The sequence below is a fragment of the Rhodoferax sp. genome, from assembly GCF_034520025.1.
Taxonomy (GTDB): Bacteria; Pseudomonadota; Gammaproteobacteria; order Burkholderiales; family Burkholderiaceae_C; genus Allorhodoferax.
This window is the reverse complement of the sequence record NZ_JAXHNZ010000002.1, coordinates 794,392-816,951: the sequence shown is the minus strand read 5'-3', so window position 1 is coordinate 816,951 and position 22,560 is coordinate 794,392. Positions and strand designations below refer to the sequence as shown.

Sequence of the window (22,560 nt, the reverse complement as noted above, 5' to 3'; positions counted from 1 at the left end):
ATGTCTTTGCTGAAGTCCGACACCCAGCTTCATCGCAACAGCTATTACGAGGCGAGTGTGGCCCGTCCCCCGGCCTCTGCGGTGCTGCAAGGCGCGCACCGGGCGGATGTGGTGGTGGTGGGTGGTGGCTTTGCCGGTTTGTGCTGTGCGCTGGATTTGCGCGTAGCGGGCTATTCGGTCGTGCTGCTGGAGGCGGATCGGGTCGTCAGCGGGGCGTCGGGGCGCAATGGGGGGCAATTTATCGTGGGCGTGGCCAGTGGGCAGGAGCCGCTGGAGCAGCAGGGGGGCAAAGCACTCGCGCGGAGCGTGTGGGACATGTCTTTGGAAGCCGTGGCATTGCTCAAAGAACGCGTGGCAGAGCACCAGATTGCGTGTGATCTGGCCACCGGGTACCTGACGGTGGCTGACCGTCCTCGCAAAGCGCGTGCGCTGAAAGCCGATGCCGCAGCGCTGGAGCGTAACTACGGGTTCCGCACTCGCTGGCTGCAAGGAGCTACCCTGCAGGAGCAGATTCAGAGCGAGCGCTATGTCGCCGCCACTTGGGAGCCCGTCTCCGGGCATTTGCACCCCTTGAAGTACGGCCTGGGTCTGATGCGTGCAGCGCTAGCGGCAGGGGTGCAGGTGTTTGAGTACTCGCCAGTGATTGCGATGGAGCGGGGGGCGAAGGTGATGGCCAAAACAGCCGCCGGTGAGGTGCAAGCCGACTTTGCTGTCCTTGCCGGCAATTGCACCCTGCCGGAGTTCGGCCCCTGGGTCGCGCCAGAGATTCGCAGCCGCATCATGCCGGTGGGCACTTATATGCTGGGCACCGAGCCACTGCCAGAGACACTAGTCAGCAGCTTGCTGCCCGCCAACGCGGCGGTGTGCGACAACAATTTTGCAGTGGACTATTTCCGCCGAAGTGCGGATCACCGGCTCCTGTTCGGTGGCGGGGTGAGCTACTCCACGGCCACGCCGTGGAATCTGGCGGCCACCATGCAGCAGCGAATGACCCGGGTGTTCCCGCAACTCGCCAAGGTGCGCCTAGAGTTCGTATGGGGCGGCTTTGTGGATATCAGCATGAACCGGGCACCTGATTTCGGCCGTATCGACGGCAATGTGTATTACCTGCAGGGCTTCAGCGGGCACGGAGTTGCTCTAACGGGCTTGGCCGGTCGTTTGGTCGCGCAAGCGATTGCAGGTCAGGCAGAGCGGTTTGATGTGTTTGCGCGCATCAAGCATCGCAGCTTTCCCGGTGGGCGCTGGTTGCGCACTCCCAGTCTGGTGCTGGGCATGGCGTATCACCAGCTCAAAGATCTTTGAGTGCGCCAGCGACCAAGCGGGCGAGCTGCGGGCCCCACTGTGCAATGTCCTGCAAGGTCGCGTATCCATAGCCAATTACGAGGCCTTTGGCGTCGCGCCGTGCGAGGCAGTAGGCGGACAGGGGGCGAACCACCATGCCGGCTTGTCCGATCCGGCGGGCCAATGCTTCGTCGTCCAACACCGTGGGAAGTTGCAGACACAGGTGCAGGCCTTGCTCAGCGCCACTGATGCTGGCGCTAGGGCCCAATATGGGCTGGAGCGCGTCCAGCAGGCATTTCCGGCGCTGCGCATAGCTTTGCCGCGCTTTGCGCAAAGCCGCTGCAAAATGGCCCAACTCAATGAATTCCGCGAGCGCCGCCTGTAGGGGGAGCTGCCCCGGCCGGTTGAGGTCGTAGTGGGCTTGCTTGAAAGCAGCGGCCACTGTTTTGGGGACGACCAAATACCCCAGCTTGAGGCCTGGATAGAGCACTTTGGAAAAGGAGCCGAGGTACATCACCCGGCCACTGTGATCGAGCCCGGCCAAGGACGAGAGGGGAGGGCCGCTGAAACGGAACTCGCTGTCGTAGTCGTCCTCCAGAATCCAAGCGTTGTGTTGCCGGCCCAAAGCCAGCAGTTGTTGCCGGCGGGCCAGCGACATGACAGCACCGGTCGGGTACTGGTGCGAGGGCGTGGTGTAAATCAGCCGAGGCGGGTGCTGGTCGTCTAGAAGGCCGGGCGCCATCCCGTGTGGATCGACGGAAACAGGGTGGAGCTGTAAGCCGGCTGCGGTAAACGACTTGACGGCGCCCCAATAGGCGGGATCTTCCATCCATACGCATTGCCCGTGGTCCGCAAGCATGTGGGCACACAAATCGAAGGACTGTTGGGTTCCGTTGGTGATCAGCACTTGATCCATATCGACCGGCACGCTGCGCGATACCCGGAGGTAGTCGGCCACTGCACGCCTCAGAGGGGTGTGGCCACCGCCGTACGAGTAGTCCAGCATTTCGGGGTAAGTCATACGCCAATGCTTGTTTTGCAGGCGTTGCCATAGGGCCACCGGAAAAGCGCTGAAGTCGGCGACACCCGGGGTAAACGGCTGCACTTCAAGTTGGGCGGAGGTGAACTGGGTGGAGGCAGCAATTCCCCGGCTCGAGAGCCCGGAACCCTTGTCTTCCCGCGCTGGCTGGAGGCGCGTCACCGGGCGTGATTGATCGTTGACATAGGTGCCACTGCCTACCCGGCTGACGAGGTAGCCCTCGGTGACTAGCTGGTTGATAGCGGCCACCACCGTGTTGCGCGACAAATTCAGATCCTGGGTGAGTTCGCGGCTGGAGGGGAGCTTGTCTCCAGCATGGAGCTTGCCTTGCAGCACTGCCCGGCGCAGGGCTTCATATAGTTGGCGGTGCAGTGGCATCTGCCCTTTGCTGCTGAGCTGGTGCATTTCACTGAGGATGAGTTCTGACAGCATGGGCATGCAAGGGGGTTAAAGTGGCACCATGGAGGCCTTTTAAATGGCTCCGGTTTGCAACCAATTTTGCACCAGAATGGTTTGATCTACAGAGCCGCACTACAGGCATGATGGTGGTGCAGCACCCCAAGGAGATAGAACATGACGGAAAACAAAAACATGAATTTCAACGATCTGGAGCAATGGCTCAACGAGCGCCGGGTCACGGAGGTAGAGTGTTTGGTGCCTGACTTGACCGGAGTCGCTCGCGGAAAAATCTTGCCACGCGCCAAGTTCACCGAAGACCGTGGCATGCGGCTTCCGCAAGCGATTGTGGCGATGGGGGTGACAGGGGAGTTTCCTGAAAGTGGCCCGTATTACGACGTCATTGACCCTACTGACAAAGACATGCAGTTGAGGCCCGATCCCTCCTCGGTGCGTATCGTTCCGTGGGCTACGGACCCCACGGCGCAGGTGATTCACGACTGCTTTGATCACGAGGGCAAGCTGGTGCCTTTTGCACCGCGCAGCGTCTTGCGCCGGGTCCTTGACCTGTATGCAGCGGAGGGGCTTCAGCCGATTGTGGCTCCCGAGTTAGAGTTTTACCTCACCGCCCGTAACACCGACCCCAACACCCTGTTGCGTGCACCGGTGGGCCGCAGCGGTCGGGCAGAGACCTCCCGCCAGGCTTACAGCATCGATGCGGTGAACGAGTTTGACCCCTTGTTTGAGGAAATCTACGACTACTCCGACAAGATGGAGCTCAACGTGGATACGTTGATCCACGAGGTCGGGGCAGGGCAGATGGAGATCAACTTCTTCCACAACAAGCCGCTGGGCTTGGCGGATGAGGTGTTTTTCTTCAAGCGCACGGTGCGAGAAGCTGCACTGCGCCATGACATGTATGCCACCTTCATGGCCAAGCCGATTGCAGGCGAACCCGGCAGTGCCATGCACGTGCACCAAAGCTTGGTGGATGTGGAGTCGGGTAAGAACGTGTTCAGCAATGAGGATGGCACACCGTCCGAAGCTTTTATGCACTACATCGGTGGATTGCAGCGCTACATTCCGGCCGCCATGGTGTTGGTGGCACCCTATGTAAACAGCTACCGGCGCCTGTCTCGCAACACGGCGGCACCTATCAATATCGAGTGGGGCTATGACAACCGTACCGTCGGTATCCGTTCGCCCATCTCCTCGCCTGCAGCCCGCCGGGTAGAAAACCGGGTCATTGGCGCCGATGCCAACCCCTATGTGGCGATGGCCATGACCTTGGCGTGTGGCTATCTCGGCCTCAAAAATAAAATCAAACCTAAGCCGGAGATGAGGGGGGATGCTTATTTGTCCCCGTATGCCTTGCCACGGAGCCTTGGGGAGGCGCTGGATTGGTTGCGCAAAGAGACCGATTTGCATGAAGTCTTGGGCAAAGAGTTCGTCACTGTCTATTCAGAGATCAAGGAGCTGGAGTTCGACGAGTTCATGAAAGTGATTTCGCCTTGGGAGCGTGAGCACTTGTTGCTGCACGTATAACGCCTATACCCACCTTTGATTTGAATCGCCATGAACGCATCCATCGATACCGCACATATTCAGGCGCTCGACAGCGCGCACTTTTTGCATCCGTTTACCGACTTTAAAGACCTGCAGGGCCGCGGTGCCCGGGTCATCAGCCATGCGGATGGCATTTATGTGTGGGACTCCGAAGGTCACCGCATCTTGGACGGCATGAGTGGTTTGTGGTGCGTGAATGCCGGCTACGGGCGCCGCGAGCTGGCAGATGCAGCCCATCAACAAATGATGACGCTGCCCTACTACAACAGCTTTTTCCAGACGACCAATGTGCCTGCCGTGCAATTGGCCGCCAAATTGGCATCCTTGGCGCCAGATGTGAGCGACCGAAGTTTTCAGCATGTCTTTTACTCATCAAGCGGCAGTGAAAGCAACGATTCGAACGTGCGCATGGTGCGTCGCTATTGGGATTTGCTGGGGCAGCCCCAGCGCAAGGTCATCATCAGCCGTCTCAATGCCTACCACGGCAGCACGATGGCGGGCGCCTCCCTGGGGGGCATGAGCGGCATGCACGCGCAGGGTGACTTGCCGATTCCCAACATCACCCATATCGGGCAGCCTTATTTCTTCGAGAACGGCTTGCCCGGCGAGTCGGCCGAGGAGTTCGGGGTGCGGGCAGCGGGATGGCTAGAGGAAAAAATTTTGTCCGTGGGCCCCGACAAGGTCGCGGCATTCATTGCAGAACCTGTGCAGGGCGCGGGTGGGGTGATTATTCCGCCAGACAGCTATTGGCCCGAGATCCAGCGGATTGTGGATAAATACGGCATCTTGCTGGTCAGTGACGAAGTGATTTGTGCGTTCGGCCGTTTGGGTCACTGGTTCGGGTACGAGAAATTCGGTTACAAGCCCGACTTGGTGACTTTTGCGAAAGCCATCACCAGCGGGTACATCCCCTTGGGCGGCGTGATGGTGGGCAACCGTGTCGCCAAGGTTCTGATTGAACAGGGTGGCGAGTTCAACCATGGTTACACCTATAGCGGTCACCCCGTGGCATGTGCGGTCGGGCTGGCCAATGTCGCCTTGATGGAGAGTGAGCAGCTCCCGCAAAGGGTGCACGGTGATATTGGGGCGTACTTTGCCCAGCGTTTTGCAGAGCTGAACGAGCATCCCTTGGTCACCGCTGCCGAAACCTGTGGATTCGTAGCTGGCATGGTGCTGATCAAAGACAAGCGCGCGGCTACCCGGTTTGCTGAGCAAGATGCGGTGGGCATGGTGTGCCGGGCCCACTGTTTCCGCAGTGGATTGGTGATGCGTGCAGTTGGTGACCGGATGATCATTGCCCCGCCGCTGACCATGTCCCGCGCTGACATCGACGAAATGATGCGCTTGATTTATTTGGCATTGGGCCTTACCCACGCGGAGCTGAGGGCCAAAGGGCTGGCATAGCACTTCTATAATCTTTTTTGGTCTGAATATTGCTTGAGTCAGGCTAGTCGTTCGTAGTTCAACACCTTCATTTCTACGGGAATCAGCTCACCATGAATAAGTACCTTTGCACGTTTGCGCTCTCTGCGCTGGTTTTGGCCGCATGTGGCAAAAAAGAGGAAGCACCCGCTGCTGCCGTAACACCCGCGCCAGTGGCGAGTGCCCCGGCTGAGGCGGTGAACACCGAAGAAAAGGTACTGAATATTTACAACTGGCCGGACTACATTCCCGAAGGAATGATCGCCGCTTTCGAGAAAGAAACCGGTATCAAGGTCAACTACGATACCTTTGAGACCAACGAAGCGCTGCATGCCAAATTGGTTGCAGGAAACACAGGTTATGACTTGGTAGTGCCAGGCACTGTTTTCGCCAAGCCACAAATTGAAGGTGGCTTGTTGCAGCCTTTGGATAAGTCGAAAATTAAAAACTTGGCCAATCTGGACCCAGCCCTAATGGCCACCATGACCAAGGCAGATCCGGATAACAAGCACCTCGTACCTTGGGCTTGGAGCTTTACCACCGTGGGTATTAACAAGACCAAAGTCGAAAAAGCCTTGGGCGGCATGCCCATGCCCGAAAACGCGTGGGATCTGGTATTCAACCCTAAATACACTGCCAAGCTGAAGTCTTGCGGTATTGCCTACCTTGATTCGCCCACTGAAATTCTGCCGGTCGCCTTGCACTACATTGGCAAAGACGCGTATTCCAACAGCGCCGATGACTACAAGGAAGCGGGAGCCATGCTGGCGAAAGTCCGTAAAGACGTGCGTTTGTTCAGCTCCACCATGATTGATGATCTCGCGGGCGGCAAGGCTTGTGCATCCATCGGCTGGGCTGGCGATATCAATATTGCAGCGGTCCGCGCCAAGGAGAACGGCTCCAAAGACGTGATCGAAGCAATGTTGCCCAGCACAGGCGCATTGATCTTCATTGATGCAATGGGGCTGACCAAAGACGCCAAGCACCCCAACAATGCCCACGCGTTCATTGACTTCTACCTCCGCGCTGAGAGCGGTGCATCCATGACCAACGAGATGAACTACAACACTGGCAACAAAGCTTCGGTGGAGAAAATCAACCCGGAGATGACCGCGAATAAGAGCATCTTTGTAGACGCAGACTACTTCGCAAAGATGATTCCACCGAGCAGCTTTACCAACGAAGCGCGTGAATCGATGGCTAACGCCTACAACGCGTTTAAAAAAGGTAAGTAAGCCCCGTTCTTAACGTACTTCAGGGCTGTTTGTACCCCCGGTATGAACAGCCCTTTTTGCATCTAAAGACATCTTCAAAGGTCTATAACATGGCAGTGCAACCCGACAAAGTGGGATATCTCGTCACCGAGAAACTGGTAAAGCGCTTCGACGAAGCTGTTGCAGTCGACGAGGTCTCGCTATCTATCGCCCAGGGTGAAATCTTCGCTCTTTTGGGGAGCTCGGGCTGCGGCAAATCGACCTTGCTGCGCATGTTGGCTGGTTTTGAGTCGCCTACTTCGGGACGTATTCTGCTTGGCGGGCAAGATGTGGCCAAGTTGGCACCCTACGACCGGCCGATCAACATGATGTTTCAGAGCTACGCATTGTTTCCCCATCTGGATATCTGGGAGAACGTCGCTTTCGGTTTGAAGCGGGAAGGCCTGCCCAAAGATGAAATCAAGCAGCGTGTGGGCGAGATGCTGGATTTGGTTCAGCTGGGCGCCTATGCCAAGCGCAAGCCCCACCAACTGTCCGGCGGGCAGCAGCAGCGGGTGGCACTGGCACGCAGTTTGGCCAAGCGGCCCAAGCTTTTGTTGTTGGATGAACCCTTGGGTGCCCTCGACAAAAAGCTGCGCGAGCAAACCCAATTCGAGTTGGTCAACATTATTGAAAAAGTCGGCGTGACGTGTGTCATGGTGACCCACGATCAAGAGGAAGCCATGACCATGGCAGGCCGGATAGCAGTCATGAGCAAAGGCCGTGTCTTGCAAGTGGGGTCGCCTGAAGAGGTCTATGAACATCCTGCCAACCGCTTTGTGGCGGGTTTTATTGGCAATGTGAATGTGTTTGAAGGTCGCCTTAGCGTAGACGAAGTCGACCGCTGTGCCGCAGTCACCGGTATCGGCGAGATACAAGTCGGCCATGGCGTGAGTGGCACGCTCAACATGCCGGTGGGCATCGCTGTGCGGCCTGAAAAAATCGAAATCAGCAAGACGCGCCCGCCTGTCAATGTAAACGTGTTCACCGGGAAGGTGAAAGAGATCGCTTATTTCGGCTCGTACAACACCTTCATCGTGGTCGCGACTGACGGAACCCGGGTCAAGATCACCGAGGCCAACACCTCGCGCCAAGATCTGAGCGATATCACTTGGGAGGACGATGTGTTTTTCTGGTGGGGTGATCGTTCCGGCATCGTGTTGCGGGATTGAGGTCGCTTATGTCCACGAACTCTCTGCCTTCCCCCGGGCGCCGATTTGTGATCGGTGTGCCATTCAGTTGGTTGCTGATTTTCTTCTTGTTGCCTTTTCTGATTCTGGTCTACATCAGCTTTGTAGACATGGGCAATGACATCAACCCGTTCAAGCCGATCTGGGATTCGGGAACGGGTCTGTTGAAGTTGAAGTACGAGAATTACTGGTCCATCTTCCGCACCGGAGAGGGGGGGGCGCTTTTCCAGACGCTCTACATTGAGGCCTATCTGCGCTCCATTTGGTATGCGCTGTGCACGGCGGTGCTGTGTCTGTTGATTGGCTACCCGTTTGCGTATTTCATCGCCCGTGCCAAGCCGAGTGTGCGGCCCGCGCTGTTGATGATGGTGATGTTGCCGTTTTGGACTTCCTTTCTGCTGCGGGTCTATGCATGGAAAGGGATCTTGGCGGATCAGGGGGTTATCAACCAACTGCTGATGGCGGTGGGGCTGACGTCGGAGCCGATTCAGATGCTCTATACCAATGTGTCGATGTTGGTCGGTATGACCTATGTCTACCTGCCGTTCATGATCTTGCCGCTTTACGCCAACTTGGTGAAGATGGATTTCCGTCTTCTAGAGGCGGCCTACGACTTGGGAACCTCGCCGTTCAAAGCCTTTTGGTTGGTGACAGTGCCATTGTCCAAAGCGGGCATCGTGGCCGGTTTCATGTTGGTGTTCATCCCTTCGGTCGGTGAATTTGTAATTCCCTCGCTCTTGGGCGGGCCAGAGAACATCATGATTGGCCGGGTGGTCTGGGATGAGATGTTCACCAGCAACAACTGGCCCCGTGCCAGCGCCTTGGCCGTTGTGATGATTGGCCTGATTGTGGTGCCTTTGGCCCTGTACTACCGCTACACCGGCGAAGCCGCTGAGCCCAAGCATTAAGGATCGCCATGAAAGCCTGGATAGAAAAACATTTCGGCAAAGCCTGGTTGGCTTTGGTGTATCTGTTCCTCTACATGCCACTGTTGTTTATGGTGGTGTTCTCGTTTAACAGCACCCGTCAGGATGCCAACTTCACCGGATTCTCCCTTCGCTGGTACGAAGCCCTGACGCGGGATACCAAAATTGTGGAAGGGTTTTGGTTGTCCATACAAGTGGCACTGGTCACAGGCGTGCTGTCCGCTGTATTGGGCACTTTTGCCGCATTTGTACTGGTGCGTTACCGCCGCTTTCTCGGCCGTACCGCCTTTTCCGGCATGGTCAACGCACCTTTGGTGATGCCAGAGGTGGTGATCGGTTTGTCGCTTTTGTTGTTGATGGTCGGCGCCCAGAATGTGTTCGGTTGGCCCGAACGCGGCATGTTCACCATTATTTTGGGCCACACCCTGTTGGGAATGGCCTATGGCATGGTGGTGATTCAGTCCCGCCTGCTGGAGGTGAACCGTTCCCTCGAAGAGGCCGCCATGGACCTGGGTGCACGACCTCATGAGGTGTTCTTTCTGGTCACACTCCCCAACATCGCACAAGGCATTTTGGCGGCCTTTTTGTTGAGCTTTACTTTGTCGTTTGACGATGTGGTGATCTCAGAGTTCCTGTCGGGTCCGGGGGTGAATACCTTGCCTCAGGTCATCTTTGGCTATGCCCGCCGCGGTATCAACCCGACGATCTATGCAGCCGCCACTTTGCTGATCGTCACGGTAACTACTGTGATTGTGTGCTACAGCATCTGGGTGGCACGCCAGACGCGTAAACGTGAGCGTGAGATTGCTGCAGCCTCAAGGATAGTGACAGGTGTACTGCAGTCTCCGACCGCTTAAAGGTTGTTGATTTGCTATTTATTTTGTAGCGCGCTCCGCTTGATGGCTGAGCGCCATAAGGGTTTTTATGCATGATTACCCGGCGCTGATTGAGGCGTTGCGCGCGCAAGGCATCCATTCGCTCCTGCCGCAATTCACTGACATCCACGGTGTTGCAAAGGGCAAGTTAGTCCCTTTGGCGAACTTAAAGGAGTGGGTGGAGGTCGGCGCTGGCTTCGCCGGCCCTAGCATCTGGGGTACGGGTTTGCCTCGTTTTGGTCCGCGTAGCGAGTACTACGGGCGCATCATTCCGGAAACCATTCGCCCTTTGCCTTTCATGCCCGGGGTGGCGCACGCGGTCTGTGATGGCTATGCCGGTGGCGTTCCGCTGGAAACGTGCTCGCGGCAGTTGCTCCTGAAAGCCGTTGATTGGCTGCGCTCGCGCGGTTGGACCATGTGGGTAGGCATAGAGCCTGAGTTCTTTTTGCTGAATAAGCGAAATGGCCGTTGGGTGATTGCCGATGACGGCGACCAGTTGTCCAAACCGTCTTACGACCTGAAGTCGATACACCGCAACGCGGCCTATTTGGATGACATGCGCCAGACTTTGGTGAGTTTGGGTTTTGAGATCCAGCAAATCGACCATGAGGATGCGACGGGGCAATACGAGGTGAACTACCGATTTGACGACGCACTTGCCGCCGCAGATCGATTCATGCTGTTCAAGATGGCGGCCCATGCGGTGGCCGAGCGGCATGGAATGGTGTTTAGCGGCATGCCCAAGCCACTGGCCCATGCACCCGGTAGTGGATTGCATTTTCATGTGAGCATTACTAATGCCCAGGGGGAGGCGGTGTTCAGTAGTGAGCAGGACGTTTTGGGACTGAGCCCTTTGGGGCACCAGTTTGCAGCTGGTTTACTGGCGCATGCGGATGCGCTTTCGGCGATTTGCGCTCCTACGGTCAATAGTTACAAGCGTTTGGCGAGTAGTGCCAGTGCTTCGGGGACGACTTGGTCGCCTGTGTGGAAGTCGTATGGCAACAACAACCGTACCTGCCTGGTGCGCACAGTGGCGGGGCGCCTGGAGTGGCGGCTGCCTGACCCGTCTTGCAATGTGTATGCAGCGATAGCTGCCACTTTATTGGCAGGTCTAGACGGTATCGACAAGGCTTTAGTGCCTCCGGAGCCTTGCGATGCGGATCTTTATGCGGTGGCGGCCAGCGGTGCCGCTTTACCGCCAGCTCTTCCTCGTACCTTGATTGATGCACTTGACTGCTTGGCGAATGACACCGTTTTGGCTGAGGCATTGGGTCATGAGTTCGTCGAGCAGTTTCTTGCCGTCAAGCGACAGGAGTGGAGCGAGTTTCATCAAGCTGTCAGTGATTGGGAGTTAAATCGCTACGCTGATGCGTATTAACGGCGTGTAGTGTTTTTCGATTTTTTGCGACTTACATTTCAATGTCGCATTGTGGAAGTCTCCTGCTTGATTCGACGTGTTTGATTTTCAGATTGCATGAAGTCATTTCATATTGCAGTAAGTGCCTGCTAAGTCATTGATTTTTATTGAGAAAATTTATGTCTTATATAAGACATAAGATTGGACTTCTGTCTTATATAAGACTTAGAATTCACTCATCGACAGCGACATGGCTGCCGAATCATTCAATCAACCTAGGAGTGTTCACATGCCGCAATCCATCAAAGAACAATTGAGCCGCGAACAACAAATCGCAGCCCTGGAAAAAGACTGGGCGACCAATCCCCGCTGGAAGGGAGTCAAGCGCGGTTACTCCGCTGCAGACGTGGTTCGCTTGCGTGGCAGCGTGCAGCCTGAATACACCTTGGCCCAGCGCGGTGCCGAGAAATTGTGGGAAAAAGTCAACGGTGGCGCCAAGAAGGGCTACGTGAATGCTTTTGGTGCCATCTCTGCAGGCCAGGCCATGCAGCAGGCCAAGGCCGGCTTGGAAGCCGTGTACCTGTCTGGTTGGCAAGTGGCTGCTGACGGCAACACATCCGAGACGATGTACCCCGACCAGTCCTTGTATGCCTACGACTCGGTGCCGACCATGGTGCGTCGCATCAACAACACCTTCAAGCGCGCTGACGAAATCCAATGGGGTCGCGGTATCAACCCCGGCGACAAAGAGTTCATCGATTTCTTCTTGCCAATCGTGGCGGATGCTGAAGCAGGCTTTGGCGGCGTGTTGAACGCTTTTGAGCTGATGAAGAACATGATTGCATCGGGTGCAGCCGGTGTGCACTTCGAAGATCAATTGGCAGCTGTGAAGAAGTGCGGTCACATGGGGGGCAAGGTTCTAGTGCCTACCCGCGAAGCCATCGAGAAGCTGATCGCAGCGCGTTTTGCAGCAGACACCATGGGCGTGCCCACCATCATTCTGGCTCGTACGGACGCTGAAGCAGCCAACCTGATCACGAGCGATTACGACGAAAACGACAAGCCGTTCATTACCGGCGAACGTACGCAAGAAGGTTTTTACCGTGTCAAAAACGGCTTGGAGCAGTCCATCAGCCGTGGCGTCGCCTACGCACCGTACGCGGATCTCGTGTGGTGCGAAACCGGCGTGCCAGACATCGGCTTTGCCCGTGAATTTGCCCAAGCGGTTCATGCTGCGTGCCCCGGCAAGTTGCTCTCTTACAACTGCTCGCCTTCTTTCAACTGGAAGAAGAACCTCAGCGACAGCCAGATCGCTTCCTTCCAGGAAGACCTGTCTGCGCTGGGTTACAAGTACCAGTTCATCACCTTGGCTGGCATCCACATCAACTGGTTCAACACCTTCCAGTTCGCTCACGCTTACGCCCAGGGCGAAGGCATGAAGCACTACACCGAAATGGTGCAAGAGCCTGAATTCGCCGCACGTGAAAAGGGTTACACCTTCGTGTCTCACCAGCAAGAAGTGGGTGTTGGCTACTTTGACGACGTCACCACCGTGATCCAGGGCGGTTCCTCCTCCGTGAAGGCACTGACTGGTTCCACTGAAGAAGAGCAGTTCCACTAAGCAACCCGCTGTGGAGCGAAGGCCGGGCAGCTCACAAGGCGCCTGGCCTTTTTTATTGAGTAAAATAGCCGCTCAACTTTGTATAAGAGCGAGAAAGGCAGTTTGGTTATGACACCGCGAACTACTCCGGCAACATTCACTGTGCAATAAGGCCGTAGTCCGCGCGCCTTGTGCGCAATCAGCTACCAAATTCATAGTAAAGCGCGGACCATTCCGCGCTTTTTGTTTTTCTGAATCCTCTTTTTAGATACCACCATGATCAACATCACACTTCCTGACGGCTCCAAACGTGAATTCCCCGGCCCGGTAACTGTCGCTGAAGTCGCGGCCTCTATTGGTGCCGGATTGGCTAAGGCTGCGCTGGCGGGCAAAGTGGACGGCAAGGTGGTCGACACCAGTTTTCAGATGTCAGCGGACAGTGCGTTGTCCATCATCACGGCCAAAGATGCAGATGGGCTGGAAGTCATTCGACATTCCACAGCCCACTTGTTGGCTTATGCCGTCAAGGAGTTGTTTCCTGATGCGCAAGTGACGATCGGCCCTGTGATTGAGCACGGATTCTTTTACGACTTCTCGTATAAGCGCCCCTTCACCCCCGAAGATTTGGTCGCCATCGAAAAGAAGATGACTGAGCTGGCCGGCAAAGATGAGCCTGTGCTTCGCCGTGTGTTGCCGCGTGATGAGGCGGTGGAGTACTTCAAGAGCCTGGGTGAGCAGTACAAAGCGGAGATCATTGCCAGTATTCCTGCAAATGAAGATGTTTCGCTTTACCGCGAAGGCAAGTTCGAGGACCTGTGCCGTGGCCCCCACGTGCCCAGCACCGGCAAGCTCAAGCACTTCAAACTGATGAAGGTGGCAGGCGCCTACTGGCGCGGTGATCACAAAAATGAAATGTTGCAGCGGATTTACGGTACCGCGTGGGCCACCAAAGACGAGTTGCAGCAGTACTTGACCATGCTGGAAGAGGCCGAGAAGCGCGACCACCGCAAGCTCGGCCGCGAGCTCGACTTGTTCCATATCGACGAGCACTCGCCCGGCACCGTGTTTTGGCACCCCAAGGGCTGGACGCTATGGCAGGGTGTTGAGCAGTACATGCGCAAGGTGTACCAGGACAATGGCTACCAAGAGGTCAAGGGGCCTCAGATCATTGACAAAAGCTTGTGGGAGAAGACAGGCCACTGGGATAAGTACCGCGAGAACATGTTCACGACAGAGAGTGAAAAGCGCGACTACGCGCTGAAGCCGATGAACTGCCCCGGTCACATTTTGATCTACAAGCAGGGCATCAAGAGCTATCGCGACTTGCCACTACGCTTTGGTGAGTTCGGTCAGTGTCACCGTAACGAGCCATCAGGTGGCTTGCACGGGATCATGCGTGTCCGCGCATTCACCCAAGATGATGGACATATTTTTTGTACGGAAGCCCAGATACAGGAGGAGGTGAAAACTTTCACCACGCTGCTGCAAAAAGTTTACAAAGACTTCGGTTTTACCAACATCATTTACAAATTGTCGACTCGCCCCGAGAAGCGGATCGGGACCGAGGAGAGCTGGGATCGTGCGGAAAATGCTTTGGCAGAGGGCTTGCGCGCCTCTGGCTGCGGCTTTGAGTATTTGCCGGGCGAGGGCGCTTTTTACGGCCCCAAAATTGAGTACACGCTGAAAGACGCGTTGGGTCGGCCGTGGCAGTGCGGCACTATCCAGGTGGATCCCAACCTCCCGGAGCGCTTGGATGCCGAATTTGTCGGGGAAGACGGCAGCCGCCATCGCCCGGTGATGCTGCACCGCGCGATCGTCGGAAGCCTTGAGCGGTTCATCGGGATCTTGATCGAAGAAAGCGCGGGAGCTTTGCCTGCTTGGTTGGCGCCAGTGCAAATCGCCGTGCTCAATATCACCGATGCACAGGCTGAATATGCCCGGAACGTAGCGAAAACGCTGCAGGATCAAGGGCTTAGGGTCCATTTAGATCTGCGCAACGAGAAAATAACCTATAAAATACGCGAGCATTCGATGCAGAAGCTGCCGTACCTGATTGTCATTGGTGACAAAGAGATGGCGGCAGGAGCTGTCGCAGTGCGTGCCCGGGGTGGTCAAGACCTCGGTGCAATGTCTCTGGAGTCGTTCATTGAACGTATCACCTCAGACATTGCCAACAAAACTTCCTGAAGATATCTCCAAGGATTCAATGGTTTGTTGGTGCGTGTTGTGCGGCAACCGCTACAGTTTGTGTAGCAGATATTGTGAAGGATTGAGCCATCGCTACTGAATTTCGTGACCGCCGCCAGCGCGAAGAACGTAAACACCGTTTGAACCGTGAAATCATGGCCCCCGAGGTTCGCCTCTCCGGGCCTGAGAACGAGCCTTTGGGTGTCGTCAGCCTGATGGAGGCGCTCCGCATGGCGGGCGACCTCGACGTTGACTTGGTTGAAATTGCTGCCACTGCCAACCCGCCTGTGTGCCGGTTGATGGACTATGGCAAGTTCAAGTACCAAGAGCAAAAGAAGGCAGCGGAAGCGAAGGCTAAGCAGACGGTCATTGAAATCAAGGAAATCAAGTTCCGCCCGGGCACCGATGACGGCGACTACAACATCAAGATGCGCAACATCAAGCGCTTCTTGGCGGATGGCGACAAGTGCAAGATCACTTTGCGTTTCCGCGGTCGGGAAATCACCCATCAGGAAATCGGTTTGGCGATGTTGCAGCGGATGCGTGATGAGTTGGGTGACACCATCCTCGTTGAGCAGTTTCCGAAGCTCGAAGGCCGCCAGATGATCATGATGATCGCACCGGGTCGTAAAAAGCCGGGTGGTCCACCAAAGCCTGCTGCAGAAGCAGCAAGTTAAATTTGCAGACAGGTCTGGTCACCTGTTTGTGATGAGCAAGGTTGCGTAAGCGGCCTTGCAAAGCGAGGTCTGAAATAGCCTCGCACAAGTGGCTCGGGGCCAACAAGGCTGGGAAAGTTTCTCAGACGCCTCACGAGCACAAATGAAAAGGAGCATGAATATGCCCAAAATGAAGACCAAGAGCGCGGCGAAGAAACGCTTCCGCGTCCGTCCAGGTGGTACCGTGAAACGCGGTCAAGCCTTCAAACGTCACATCTTGACCAAGAAGACCACTAAAAATAAACGCCACTTGCGCGGCTCCACTGGAGTTCATGAGACCAATATGGGTCACATGGCACAGATGCTGCCCGGTCGTGGTATTTAATTAACGACGTACAAGGAGTAATCACATGCCTCGCGTCAAACGTGGTGTAACGGCTCGCGCCCGCCATAAAAAAGTTCTGGCCCTTGCTAAGGGTTTCCGCGGTCGCCGCGGTAATGTCTACCGTATCGCTAAACAAGCGGTAATGAAGGCCGGGCAATATGCCTACCGCGACCGCCGTACCAAGAAACGTGTGTTCCGTCAGTTGTGGATTGCGCGTATCAACGCTGCAGCCCGTCAATGTGGCATGACATACAGCCAGTTTGCCAATGGTCTGAAGAAAGCCAGTATCGAGATCGACCGTAAGGTTCTGTCCGATATCGCAATCCATGACATGGCTGCTTTTGCTGGCATCGTGGAACAAGTGAAAGCCAAACTGGCTGCTTGAGTCCGCAGCAGAGTGCTATTGATTCAGTAGCACTTCGCGCACCAGAAACAAGGGCTAGCGCTTGAAAAAGCACTAGCCCTTTTTCATTGATCTGAATCGTCAAGTACCTATTTATGACCGAGTTGAACGACATCGTTGACACCGCTAAAGCTGTATTCCTGCAAGCTTTCACGCCGGCTGATCTGGAAAATGCTAAAGCCCTGTTTTTGGGAAAATCCGGCAAGATCACCGAGCTGATGAAGGGCATGGCCGCCCTCAGCGTGGAGGAGAAAAAATCCCGCGGTGCCGCTATCAACTTGGCCAAGCAAGCCATCGAGAGCGCGCTCACAGAACGTCGCCAAGCACTGGCCGACGCCGAGTTGCAGACCCAGCTCCAAGCGGAAGCGCTGGACGTTACATTGCCAGGTCGTCAGCGCGGGCAAGGCGGTTTGCACCCGGTGTCCCTGACACTAGAGCGGATAGAATCCATCTTTGGATCGATGGGATTTGATGTGGCACAAGGCCCTGAAATTGAATCCGACTGGTTCAACTTCACCGCCCTCAATACGCCCGAAGACCATCCGGCTCGCTCGATGCACGACACCTTCTATGTAGAAGGTGGCTCCGAGGCAGCGCCGAACCTGCTCCGCACCCATACCAGCCCCATGCAAATCCGCTACGCGGTGCAGCACGTCAAAGCCCACCGCGCGGCCGCTGGCGCTTCAGCGGAAGGCCTCTACTCCGGTGATATGCCCGAAATCCGTGTTATCGCTCCAGGCCGCACCTACCGTGTGGACAGCGATGCGACCCATTCGCCTATGTTCCACCAGTGCGAAGGCCTGTGGGTGGGTGAAAATGTGAGTTTCAAAGACCTGAAGTTCGTCTTTACCGACTTTTGCCGTACCTTCTTTGAATCGGACGATCTGGTGTTGCGATTCCGCCCCAGCTTCTTCCCTTTCACCGAGCCCAGCGCAGAAATCGACATCCAGTTCCAAACCGGCCCGCTCGCTGGTCGCTGGCTGGAAGTGGCAGGCTCCGGCCAAGTGCACCCCAATGTGATCCGTAATATGGGCTTGGACCCTGAAAAATTTATCGGCTTTGCCTTTGGCATGGGGCCCGATCGATTGACGATGTTGCGCTATGGCGTGAACGACCTGCGCCTGTTCTTTGACGGTGACGTCCGTTTCCTGTCGCAATTCCAGTAATCCACAAGAACAACACACACGCCGGTCCCGAACATGCAATTCTCAGAATCTTGGTTGCGCACTTTCTGCAACCCCGCCATTTCTACCGCCCAACTTGCCGAAACTCTGACCATGGCAGGGCTCGAGGTTGAGGAGCTCAAGCCAGTTGCACCTCCCTTTATCCATATCGTTGTGGGTGAAATCAAGGAAGCCGAGCAACACCCTAATGCCGACCGCTTGCGCGTTTGCAAGGTCGATGTAGGTCAGTCCGAGCTGCTGAATATTGTTTGTGGTGCACCCAATGCACGCGTTGGTATCCGTATTCCATGTGCCATGGTGGGTGCAGAGCTGCCCCCGGGCGAGGATGGAAAGCCATTCCTGATCAAGGTCGGCAAGCTGCGCGGGGTGGAAAGCCAAGGGATGTTGTGCTCTGCACGCGAGCTCAAACTGTCTGAAGACCATGGTGGCCTGATGGAGCTGCCATTGGATGCTCCGCTGGGCAAAAACATTCGCGAATATCTGGACTTGGATGACACCTTGTTCACCTTGAAACTGACGCCCAACCTTGCGCACTGCCTGAGCGTGTACGGGGTTGCGCGTGAGGTGTCTGCATTGACCGGTGCCCCCTTGCTGGCGCCAGAGTTCCCGCAAGCACCTGTCGCGATCCAAGACAAAGTGGCTGTCAAGATCAGCGCACCTGATCTGTGTGGGCGTTTTTCCGGCCGGGTGATCCGCAACGTCAAAACCAAGGCCAGTACACCGCAATGGATGGTGGACCGTTTGGCTCGCTGTGGCCAACGCAGTGTCAGTCCTTTGGTCGATATTTCGAACTACGTCATGTTCGAACTCGGCCGCCCCAGCCACATTTTTGACCTCGACAAAATCCACGGCGGTCTCGACGTCCGCTGGGCCAAGCGTGGTGAGCAGCTCAAACTCCTCAATGGCAATACGGTAACCCTCGATGAAAAGGTGGGCGTGATTGCGGACGACCAGCAAGTCGAATCGCTGGCTGGCATCATGGGTGGGGACGCAACCGCCGTGTCGGACGACACCCGTCACATCTACCTCGAAGCAGCTTTCTGGTGGCCCAAGTCTATCGCCGGGCGTTCACGCCGTTTCAATTTTTCGACCGATGCTGGCCACCGGTTTGAGCGCGGTGTAGATCCTCAGTGGACCGTGGAGCATATTGAGCGCATCACCCAGCTCATCATCGAGATTTGTGGCACGCCAGAAACTCAATGCGGTGCGGTGGACGATCTAGTGGCACAGTTGCCCGCTGCATCTCCGGTGACCTTGCGCGTTGCACGCGCGGTTAAGGTGATCGGCATGCCGCTGACCCAAGCGCAATGTGCGGATGCGCTGCGCCGCCTCGGTTTGCCGGTGCAAGAGGAGCCCGGGTTGATCACGGTGACACCCCCGTCATTCCGCTTCGATTTGCAAATTGAAGAAGACCTAATTGAAGAGGTTGCGCGCATGGTGGGCTACAACAACCTGCCACACACACCACCCCAAGCGCCCATCACGGCCAAGATCCGACAGGAAGACCAGCGTAGCGCGTTCGCAGTGCGCCGCTCGCTGGCCGCTTTGGGCTACCAGGAAACTATCAACTTCAGTTTCGTGGAAGAGCGCTGGGAAAACGAACTGGCGGGTAACCCCCATCCGATCAAGTTGCTGAACCCGATCGCCAGCCAAATGAGTGTGATGCGCAGTAGCCTTATCGGCTCCTTATTGCAGGTGCTGAGGTTCAACCTCGCCCGCAAAGCGCCGCGTGTGCGGGTGTTTGAAATTGGTCGCGTATTTCTGCGTGACGCCGCAGTGAAGAGCTCGGATACGACGGTAGAAGGCTTCGACCAGCCCATGCGGGTTTCCGGCTTGGCCAGCGGTGGGGCAGACACCTTGCAGTGGGGACGTAAAGAGCAAGCCGTTGATTTCTTCGATGTGAAGGGCGATGTAGAGGCCTTGCTCGCGCCGCTCCAAGCCGAGTTCGTGCCTGCAACGCATCCCGCATTGCATCCCGGTCGTACCGCGGAGGTCAAGATCCAAGGGCGTTCGATCGGCTTTGTGGGGGAATTGCACCCCAAGTGGCGTCAATCGTATGAGTTGGCCGCAGCCCCGGTAGTGTTTGAGTTGGAGTTGGATGCTGTGTTGGCGCGTCAGGTGCCCGCTTTCCAGAGCGTTGCCAAGTTCCAGGCGGTTCAGCGTGATATCGCCGTGGTGGTGGCAGATCAGGTGACCCACGCGGAACTGATCGCCGCTGTCAAAAGTGCACCGACCCAAGGCTTGTTGCGCGATGTTCAGTTGTTCGACGTGTACCGCCCCAAGCTGGCCAAGGATGCCGAAGTCATTGCCGGAAGCACCGATCGCAGCTTGGCACTACGCGTGACATTGAGCAGCGACGAGTCCACCCTCACCGAAGACCAGATCGAATCCGCCATGAAGGCGGTGGTTGAGCAATTGGTCACCTCGGTAGGTGCCCGCCAGCGCGCCTGATCTTTGTAAAACAGAACGGTACAGTGATGGAATTTTCTGTAGAAAGTCTGGAAACCCCGGCGCTGACCAAGGCTCAACTTTCCGATCTGCTTTTTGAGCAGATCGGACTGAACAAGCGTGAGTCCAAAGACATGATTGATGCTTTTTTTGACTTGATTGCCAGCAGTCTTGTCGAAGGTACTGATGTCAAGATTTCCGGCTTTGGCAATTTTCAGATCCGTACCAAAGCGCCCCGGCCAGGTCGCAATCCACGGACCGGCGAGGCGATTCCCATTCAGGCGCGACGCGTGGTCACTTTTCACGCCAGCCATAAGCTCAAAGAGCAAATTCAAGACGAAGGTAAGGCCGGTTCTTAAGCAGTGACTTGGCGTCAGGTTTATTTCTCGCTACATCTCCAACGAAACTTTGCAGACAGGTAAAACTTAGAGTAACCTCTACGCTTTGTCTCGTACAGCCTTGATTTCAATGGAGAAAACGCTCCCACCCATCCCCGCAAAGCGCTATTTCACGATCGGTGAAGTCGGCGATCTGTGCGGTGTCAAACCTCACGTGCTACGTTATTGGGAGCAGGAATTCACGCAGTTGCGCCCGATGAAGCGGCGCGGCAATCGCCGGTACTACCAGCATCATGAGGTCTTGATGATTCGCCGTATTCGCGATTTGTTGTACGACCAGGGTTTCACCATCAGCGGTGCAAGAAACAAGATGCAGGAAATCCTGCAAACCGAACGAGACAAAAAGCGTCATGGCGAAGTCATGCTCGATGGCGTCGAGGTTCTTGAACTTGACGACACGGAGTTGGACGACTTGGAGGAATCTACCGAAGACGTTCCGGTGGTGGCAGAGGTCTCTATGGAATGGCAGCAGGTGAAAAAGGAATTGCTAGATATTCGTGAACTTCTGGTGATCGAAGCCTGAAGCTGTTGAAACACACGCTATAATTTGAGGCTCGATCGGTGTGTGGCGCAGCCTGGTAGCGCACTTGCATGGGGTGCAAGGGGTCGAAGGTTCGAATCCTTTCACACCGACCAAAAATAAGACAAGGCCGTTAAGCAGTAATGTTTAGCGGCTTTTTTCTTGCCTGTCTGGTTTTGCAGGAGCCCCGTATTACGAAGGCCCAAAGCCGTTTGGTGTGTCAGATGGCAGCACCCTCGTAGAAGCAACGCGCGCACGCTTGGTGGTAGCGGTCGTTTCCGCCGATCACGACCTGCTCGCCCTCACGAACTCTCTGGCCGTTATCGTCCACACGCACATTCATGGTGGCTTTGCGGCCGCATGCACAGATGGTCTTGATCTCTTCGATATCATCCGCCAACGTGAGCAGGTGCGCCGCGCCGGGGAATGGCTTGCCCTGAAAGTCTGAACGCAGGCCAAAACAAATCGTCGGGATATTGGCTATGTGGGCAACCCGGTGCAGTTGGCGTACCTGATCCGGTTGTAGAAACTGAGACTCGTCAATCAGCACACAGGCCAAACCGAGGCGCTGCGTCAGCAGAGTTTCAAAATCGGTATGTTCATCAAAGGTTTCTGCAGCCCGTTGAATACCGAGACGCGATGCAATGCTTCCAACGCCGCAACGGTCGTCAATCTGTGCGGTGAACAAGGCTACTTGCTGGCCTTGCTCTTCGTAGTTGTACGCAATCTGTAACAAGGAGGTGGATTTGCCGGCGTTCATGGCCGAGTAGCGGAAGAAAAGTTTGGCCATGAGAGCGAGTGCGGGGGCGGGCTAAAAGGGGGCTATTGTGACCGGATTTGATTTGCTATCAAATAAATAGCGATATGCGCAGTTAAATCGTGGGCTCAGGGCAGATTTGATATAAATCTACCCGCCAGTTGGCCTCTGGGTCTGAAAGAGATACTGCGCATTTTTTGCCACCTGCAAGGTGTCGTAGTACGCATATGCCCCCACGCCAACGGCACCTACCAGTGGAACCCAGCGCGAGGCGCCTTTGCGCAGCGCAGTGCCCAAGAGCTTGCCGCTGATTTGCAGCGCCAGCGCTTCCAGTGCTTTCATCGTGCTAGAACGCACGACCACACGCTCACCCGCACGCACGGCAAAGTCGCGGAACAACTGTGCCGATACATGTTTGAACAAGCAATACAGCATTTGTTCTTTGCCCAATCGGCTCTGCTGGCCGTGCAGGGCTGCAATATCCGAAACCATCTGGGCTTGGATCTTCCAAACACTGATCATCTCCGGTAGCACGGTCAGCCACCCCATCCAGCCCGGCGGTAGTGACAGGCCCGCTGCCACCATGCTGGCCTGTCGTGCGGCCTTGCGCGAAATGGCGTGCACACGCAGTGCTACGTCGTTAGCTGCCTTCTCGGAGCTTTCGGGCACTTGCACGACGAGTTCCAGGAGCGCATGGGCGATCTGTGCGCGCACAGG

At 56.1% G+C, this 22,560-nt stretch carries 20 protein-coding genes and 1 tRNA gene; 18 read left to right on the top strand and 3 right to left on the bottom strand.

The genetic code is table 11. The features are described from left to right. Complete coding sequence (locus U5L73_RS12130) at positions 1 to 1,302, top strand: FAD-binding oxidoreductase (RefSeq protein WP_322562596.1); 1,302 nt, start codon at positions 1 to 3, stop codon at positions 1,300 to 1,302. Here U5L73_RS12130 and U5L73_RS12125 read toward each other — a convergent pair. Continuing rightward, complete coding sequence (locus U5L73_RS12125) at positions 1,289 to 2,752, bottom strand: PLP-dependent aminotransferase family protein (protein ID WP_322562595.1); 1,464 nt, start codon at positions 2,750 to 2,752, stop codon at positions 1,289 to 1,291. The genes U5L73_RS12130 and U5L73_RS12125 overlap by 14 nt on opposite strands. Before the next feature lie 141 nt (positions 2,753 to 2,893). Between U5L73_RS12125 and U5L73_RS12120 the strand changes: the two genes are divergently transcribed. The 17 genes from U5L73_RS12120 to U5L73_RS12040 all read left to right on the top strand — a co-directional run bounded on the left by U5L73_RS12120 (position 2,894) and on the right by U5L73_RS12040 (position 21,202). Further along, positions 2,894 to 4,261 (top strand): glutamine synthetase family protein, encoded by a 1,368-nt coding sequence (locus tag U5L73_RS12120; protein ID WP_313873198.1) that lies wholly within the window; start codon positions 2,894 to 2,896, stop codon positions 4,259 to 4,261. Between the two features lie 30 nt (positions 4,262 to 4,291). Continuing rightward, a complete protein-coding gene (locus tag U5L73_RS12115) occupies positions 4,292 to 5,686 on the top strand; it encodes an aspartate aminotransferase family protein (RefSeq protein ID WP_322562594.1) in 1,395 nt (464 codons plus the stop codon). Positions 5,687 to 5,778: 92 nt separating this feature from the next. Beyond that, positions 5,779 to 6,939, top strand: a complete 1,161-nt coding sequence (locus tag U5L73_RS12110) for an extracellular solute-binding protein (protein ID WP_322562593.1) — start codon at positions 5,779 to 5,781, stop codon at positions 6,937 to 6,939. 89 nt (positions 6,940 to 7,028) lie between these two features. Further along, complete coding sequence (locus U5L73_RS12105; protein WP_322562592.1) at positions 7,029 to 8,129, top strand: ABC transporter ATP-binding protein; 1,101 nt, start codon at positions 7,029 to 7,031, stop codon at positions 8,127 to 8,129. 8 nt (positions 8,130 to 8,137) lie between these two features. Next, positions 8,138 to 9,055, top strand: coding sequence for an ABC transporter permease (locus U5L73_RS12100; protein WP_322562591.1), 918 nt, complete (start codon positions 8,138 to 8,140; stop codon positions 9,053 to 9,055). Between the two features lie 8 nt (positions 9,056 to 9,063). Then, a complete protein-coding gene (locus U5L73_RS12095; protein ID WP_322562590.1) occupies positions 9,064 to 9,930 on the top strand; it encodes an ABC transporter permease in 867 nt (288 codons plus the stop codon). A gap of 67 nt (positions 9,931 to 9,997) precedes the next feature. Next, on the top strand, positions 9,998 to 11,326 hold the full coding sequence (gene glnT, locus U5L73_RS12090) for a type III glutamate--ammonia ligase (RefSeq protein ID WP_322562589.1): 1,329 nt from the start codon (positions 9,998 to 10,000) through the stop codon (positions 11,324 to 11,326). A gap of 268 nt (positions 11,327 to 11,594) precedes the next feature. Then, positions 11,595 to 12,926, top strand: coding sequence for an isocitrate lyase (gene aceA, locus U5L73_RS12085; protein WP_313873191.1), 1,332 nt, complete (start codon positions 11,595 to 11,597; stop codon positions 12,924 to 12,926). Positions 12,927 to 13,181: 255 nt separating this feature from the next. Next, positions 13,182 to 15,092 carry a threonine--tRNA ligase gene (gene thrS, locus U5L73_RS12080; protein ID WP_322562588.1) on the top strand — a complete coding sequence of 637 codons (1,911 nt, stop codon included), beginning with the start codon at positions 13,182 to 13,184 and terminating at the stop codon, positions 15,090 to 15,092. 89 nt (positions 15,093 to 15,181) lie between these two features. Beyond that, complete coding sequence (infC, locus tag U5L73_RS12075; RefSeq protein WP_322563505.1) at positions 15,182 to 15,769, top strand: translation initiation factor IF-3; 588 nt, start codon at positions 15,182 to 15,184, stop codon at positions 15,767 to 15,769. Positions 15,770 to 15,929: 160 nt separating this feature from the next. After that, a complete protein-coding gene (gene rpmI, locus U5L73_RS12070) occupies positions 15,930 to 16,133 on the top strand; it encodes a 50S ribosomal protein L35 (RefSeq protein ID WP_094481090.1) in 204 nt (67 codons plus the stop codon). 25 nt (positions 16,134 to 16,158) lie between these two features. Continuing rightward, positions 16,159 to 16,518 (top strand): 50S ribosomal protein L20, encoded by a 360-nt coding sequence (rplT, locus tag U5L73_RS12065; protein WP_313873189.1) that lies wholly within the window; start codon positions 16,159 to 16,161, stop codon positions 16,516 to 16,518. A gap of 113 nt (positions 16,519 to 16,631) precedes the next feature. Then, complete coding sequence (gene pheS / locus U5L73_RS12060; RefSeq protein WP_322562587.1) at positions 16,632 to 17,702, top strand: phenylalanine--tRNA ligase subunit alpha; 1,071 nt, start codon at positions 16,632 to 16,634, stop codon at positions 17,700 to 17,702. A gap of 33 nt (positions 17,703 to 17,735) precedes the next feature. Beyond that, a complete protein-coding gene (gene pheT / locus U5L73_RS12055) occupies positions 17,736 to 20,171 on the top strand; it encodes a phenylalanine--tRNA ligase subunit beta (RefSeq protein ID WP_322562586.1) in 2,436 nt (811 codons plus the stop codon). A 26-nt stretch (positions 20,172 to 20,197) separates the two neighbouring features. After that, positions 20,198 to 20,527, top strand: coding sequence for an integration host factor subunit alpha (locus tag U5L73_RS12050; RefSeq protein ID WP_322562585.1), 330 nt, complete (start codon positions 20,198 to 20,200; stop codon positions 20,525 to 20,527). A 109-nt stretch (positions 20,528 to 20,636) separates the two neighbouring features. Further along, the gene (locus tag U5L73_RS12045; RefSeq protein ID WP_322562584.1) at positions 20,637 to 21,089 is read left to right on the top strand and encodes a MerR family transcriptional regulator; all 453 of its coding nucleotides are present in this window, start codon (positions 20,637 to 20,639) and stop codon (positions 21,087 to 21,089) included. A 36-nt stretch (positions 21,090 to 21,125) separates the two neighbouring features. Next, positions 21,126 to 21,202 (top strand) — tRNA-Pro (locus tag U5L73_RS12040). A 104-nt stretch (positions 21,203 to 21,306) separates the two neighbouring features. Here U5L73_RS12040 and U5L73_RS12035 read toward each other — a convergent pair. Both U5L73_RS12035 and U5L73_RS12030 read right to left on the bottom strand, forming a co-directional pair. Continuing rightward, positions 21,307 to 21,876 carry a thymidine kinase gene (locus U5L73_RS12035; protein WP_322562583.1) on the bottom strand — a complete coding sequence of 190 codons (570 nt, stop codon included), beginning with the start codon at positions 21,874 to 21,876 and terminating at the stop codon, positions 21,307 to 21,309. A gap of 117 nt (positions 21,877 to 21,993) precedes the next feature. After that, positions 21,994 to 22,557 (bottom strand): hypothetical protein, encoded by a 564-nt coding sequence (locus tag U5L73_RS12030; RefSeq protein WP_322562582.1) that lies wholly within the window; start codon positions 22,555 to 22,557, stop codon positions 21,994 to 21,996. Positions 22,558 to 22,560 lie beyond the last annotated feature (3 nt).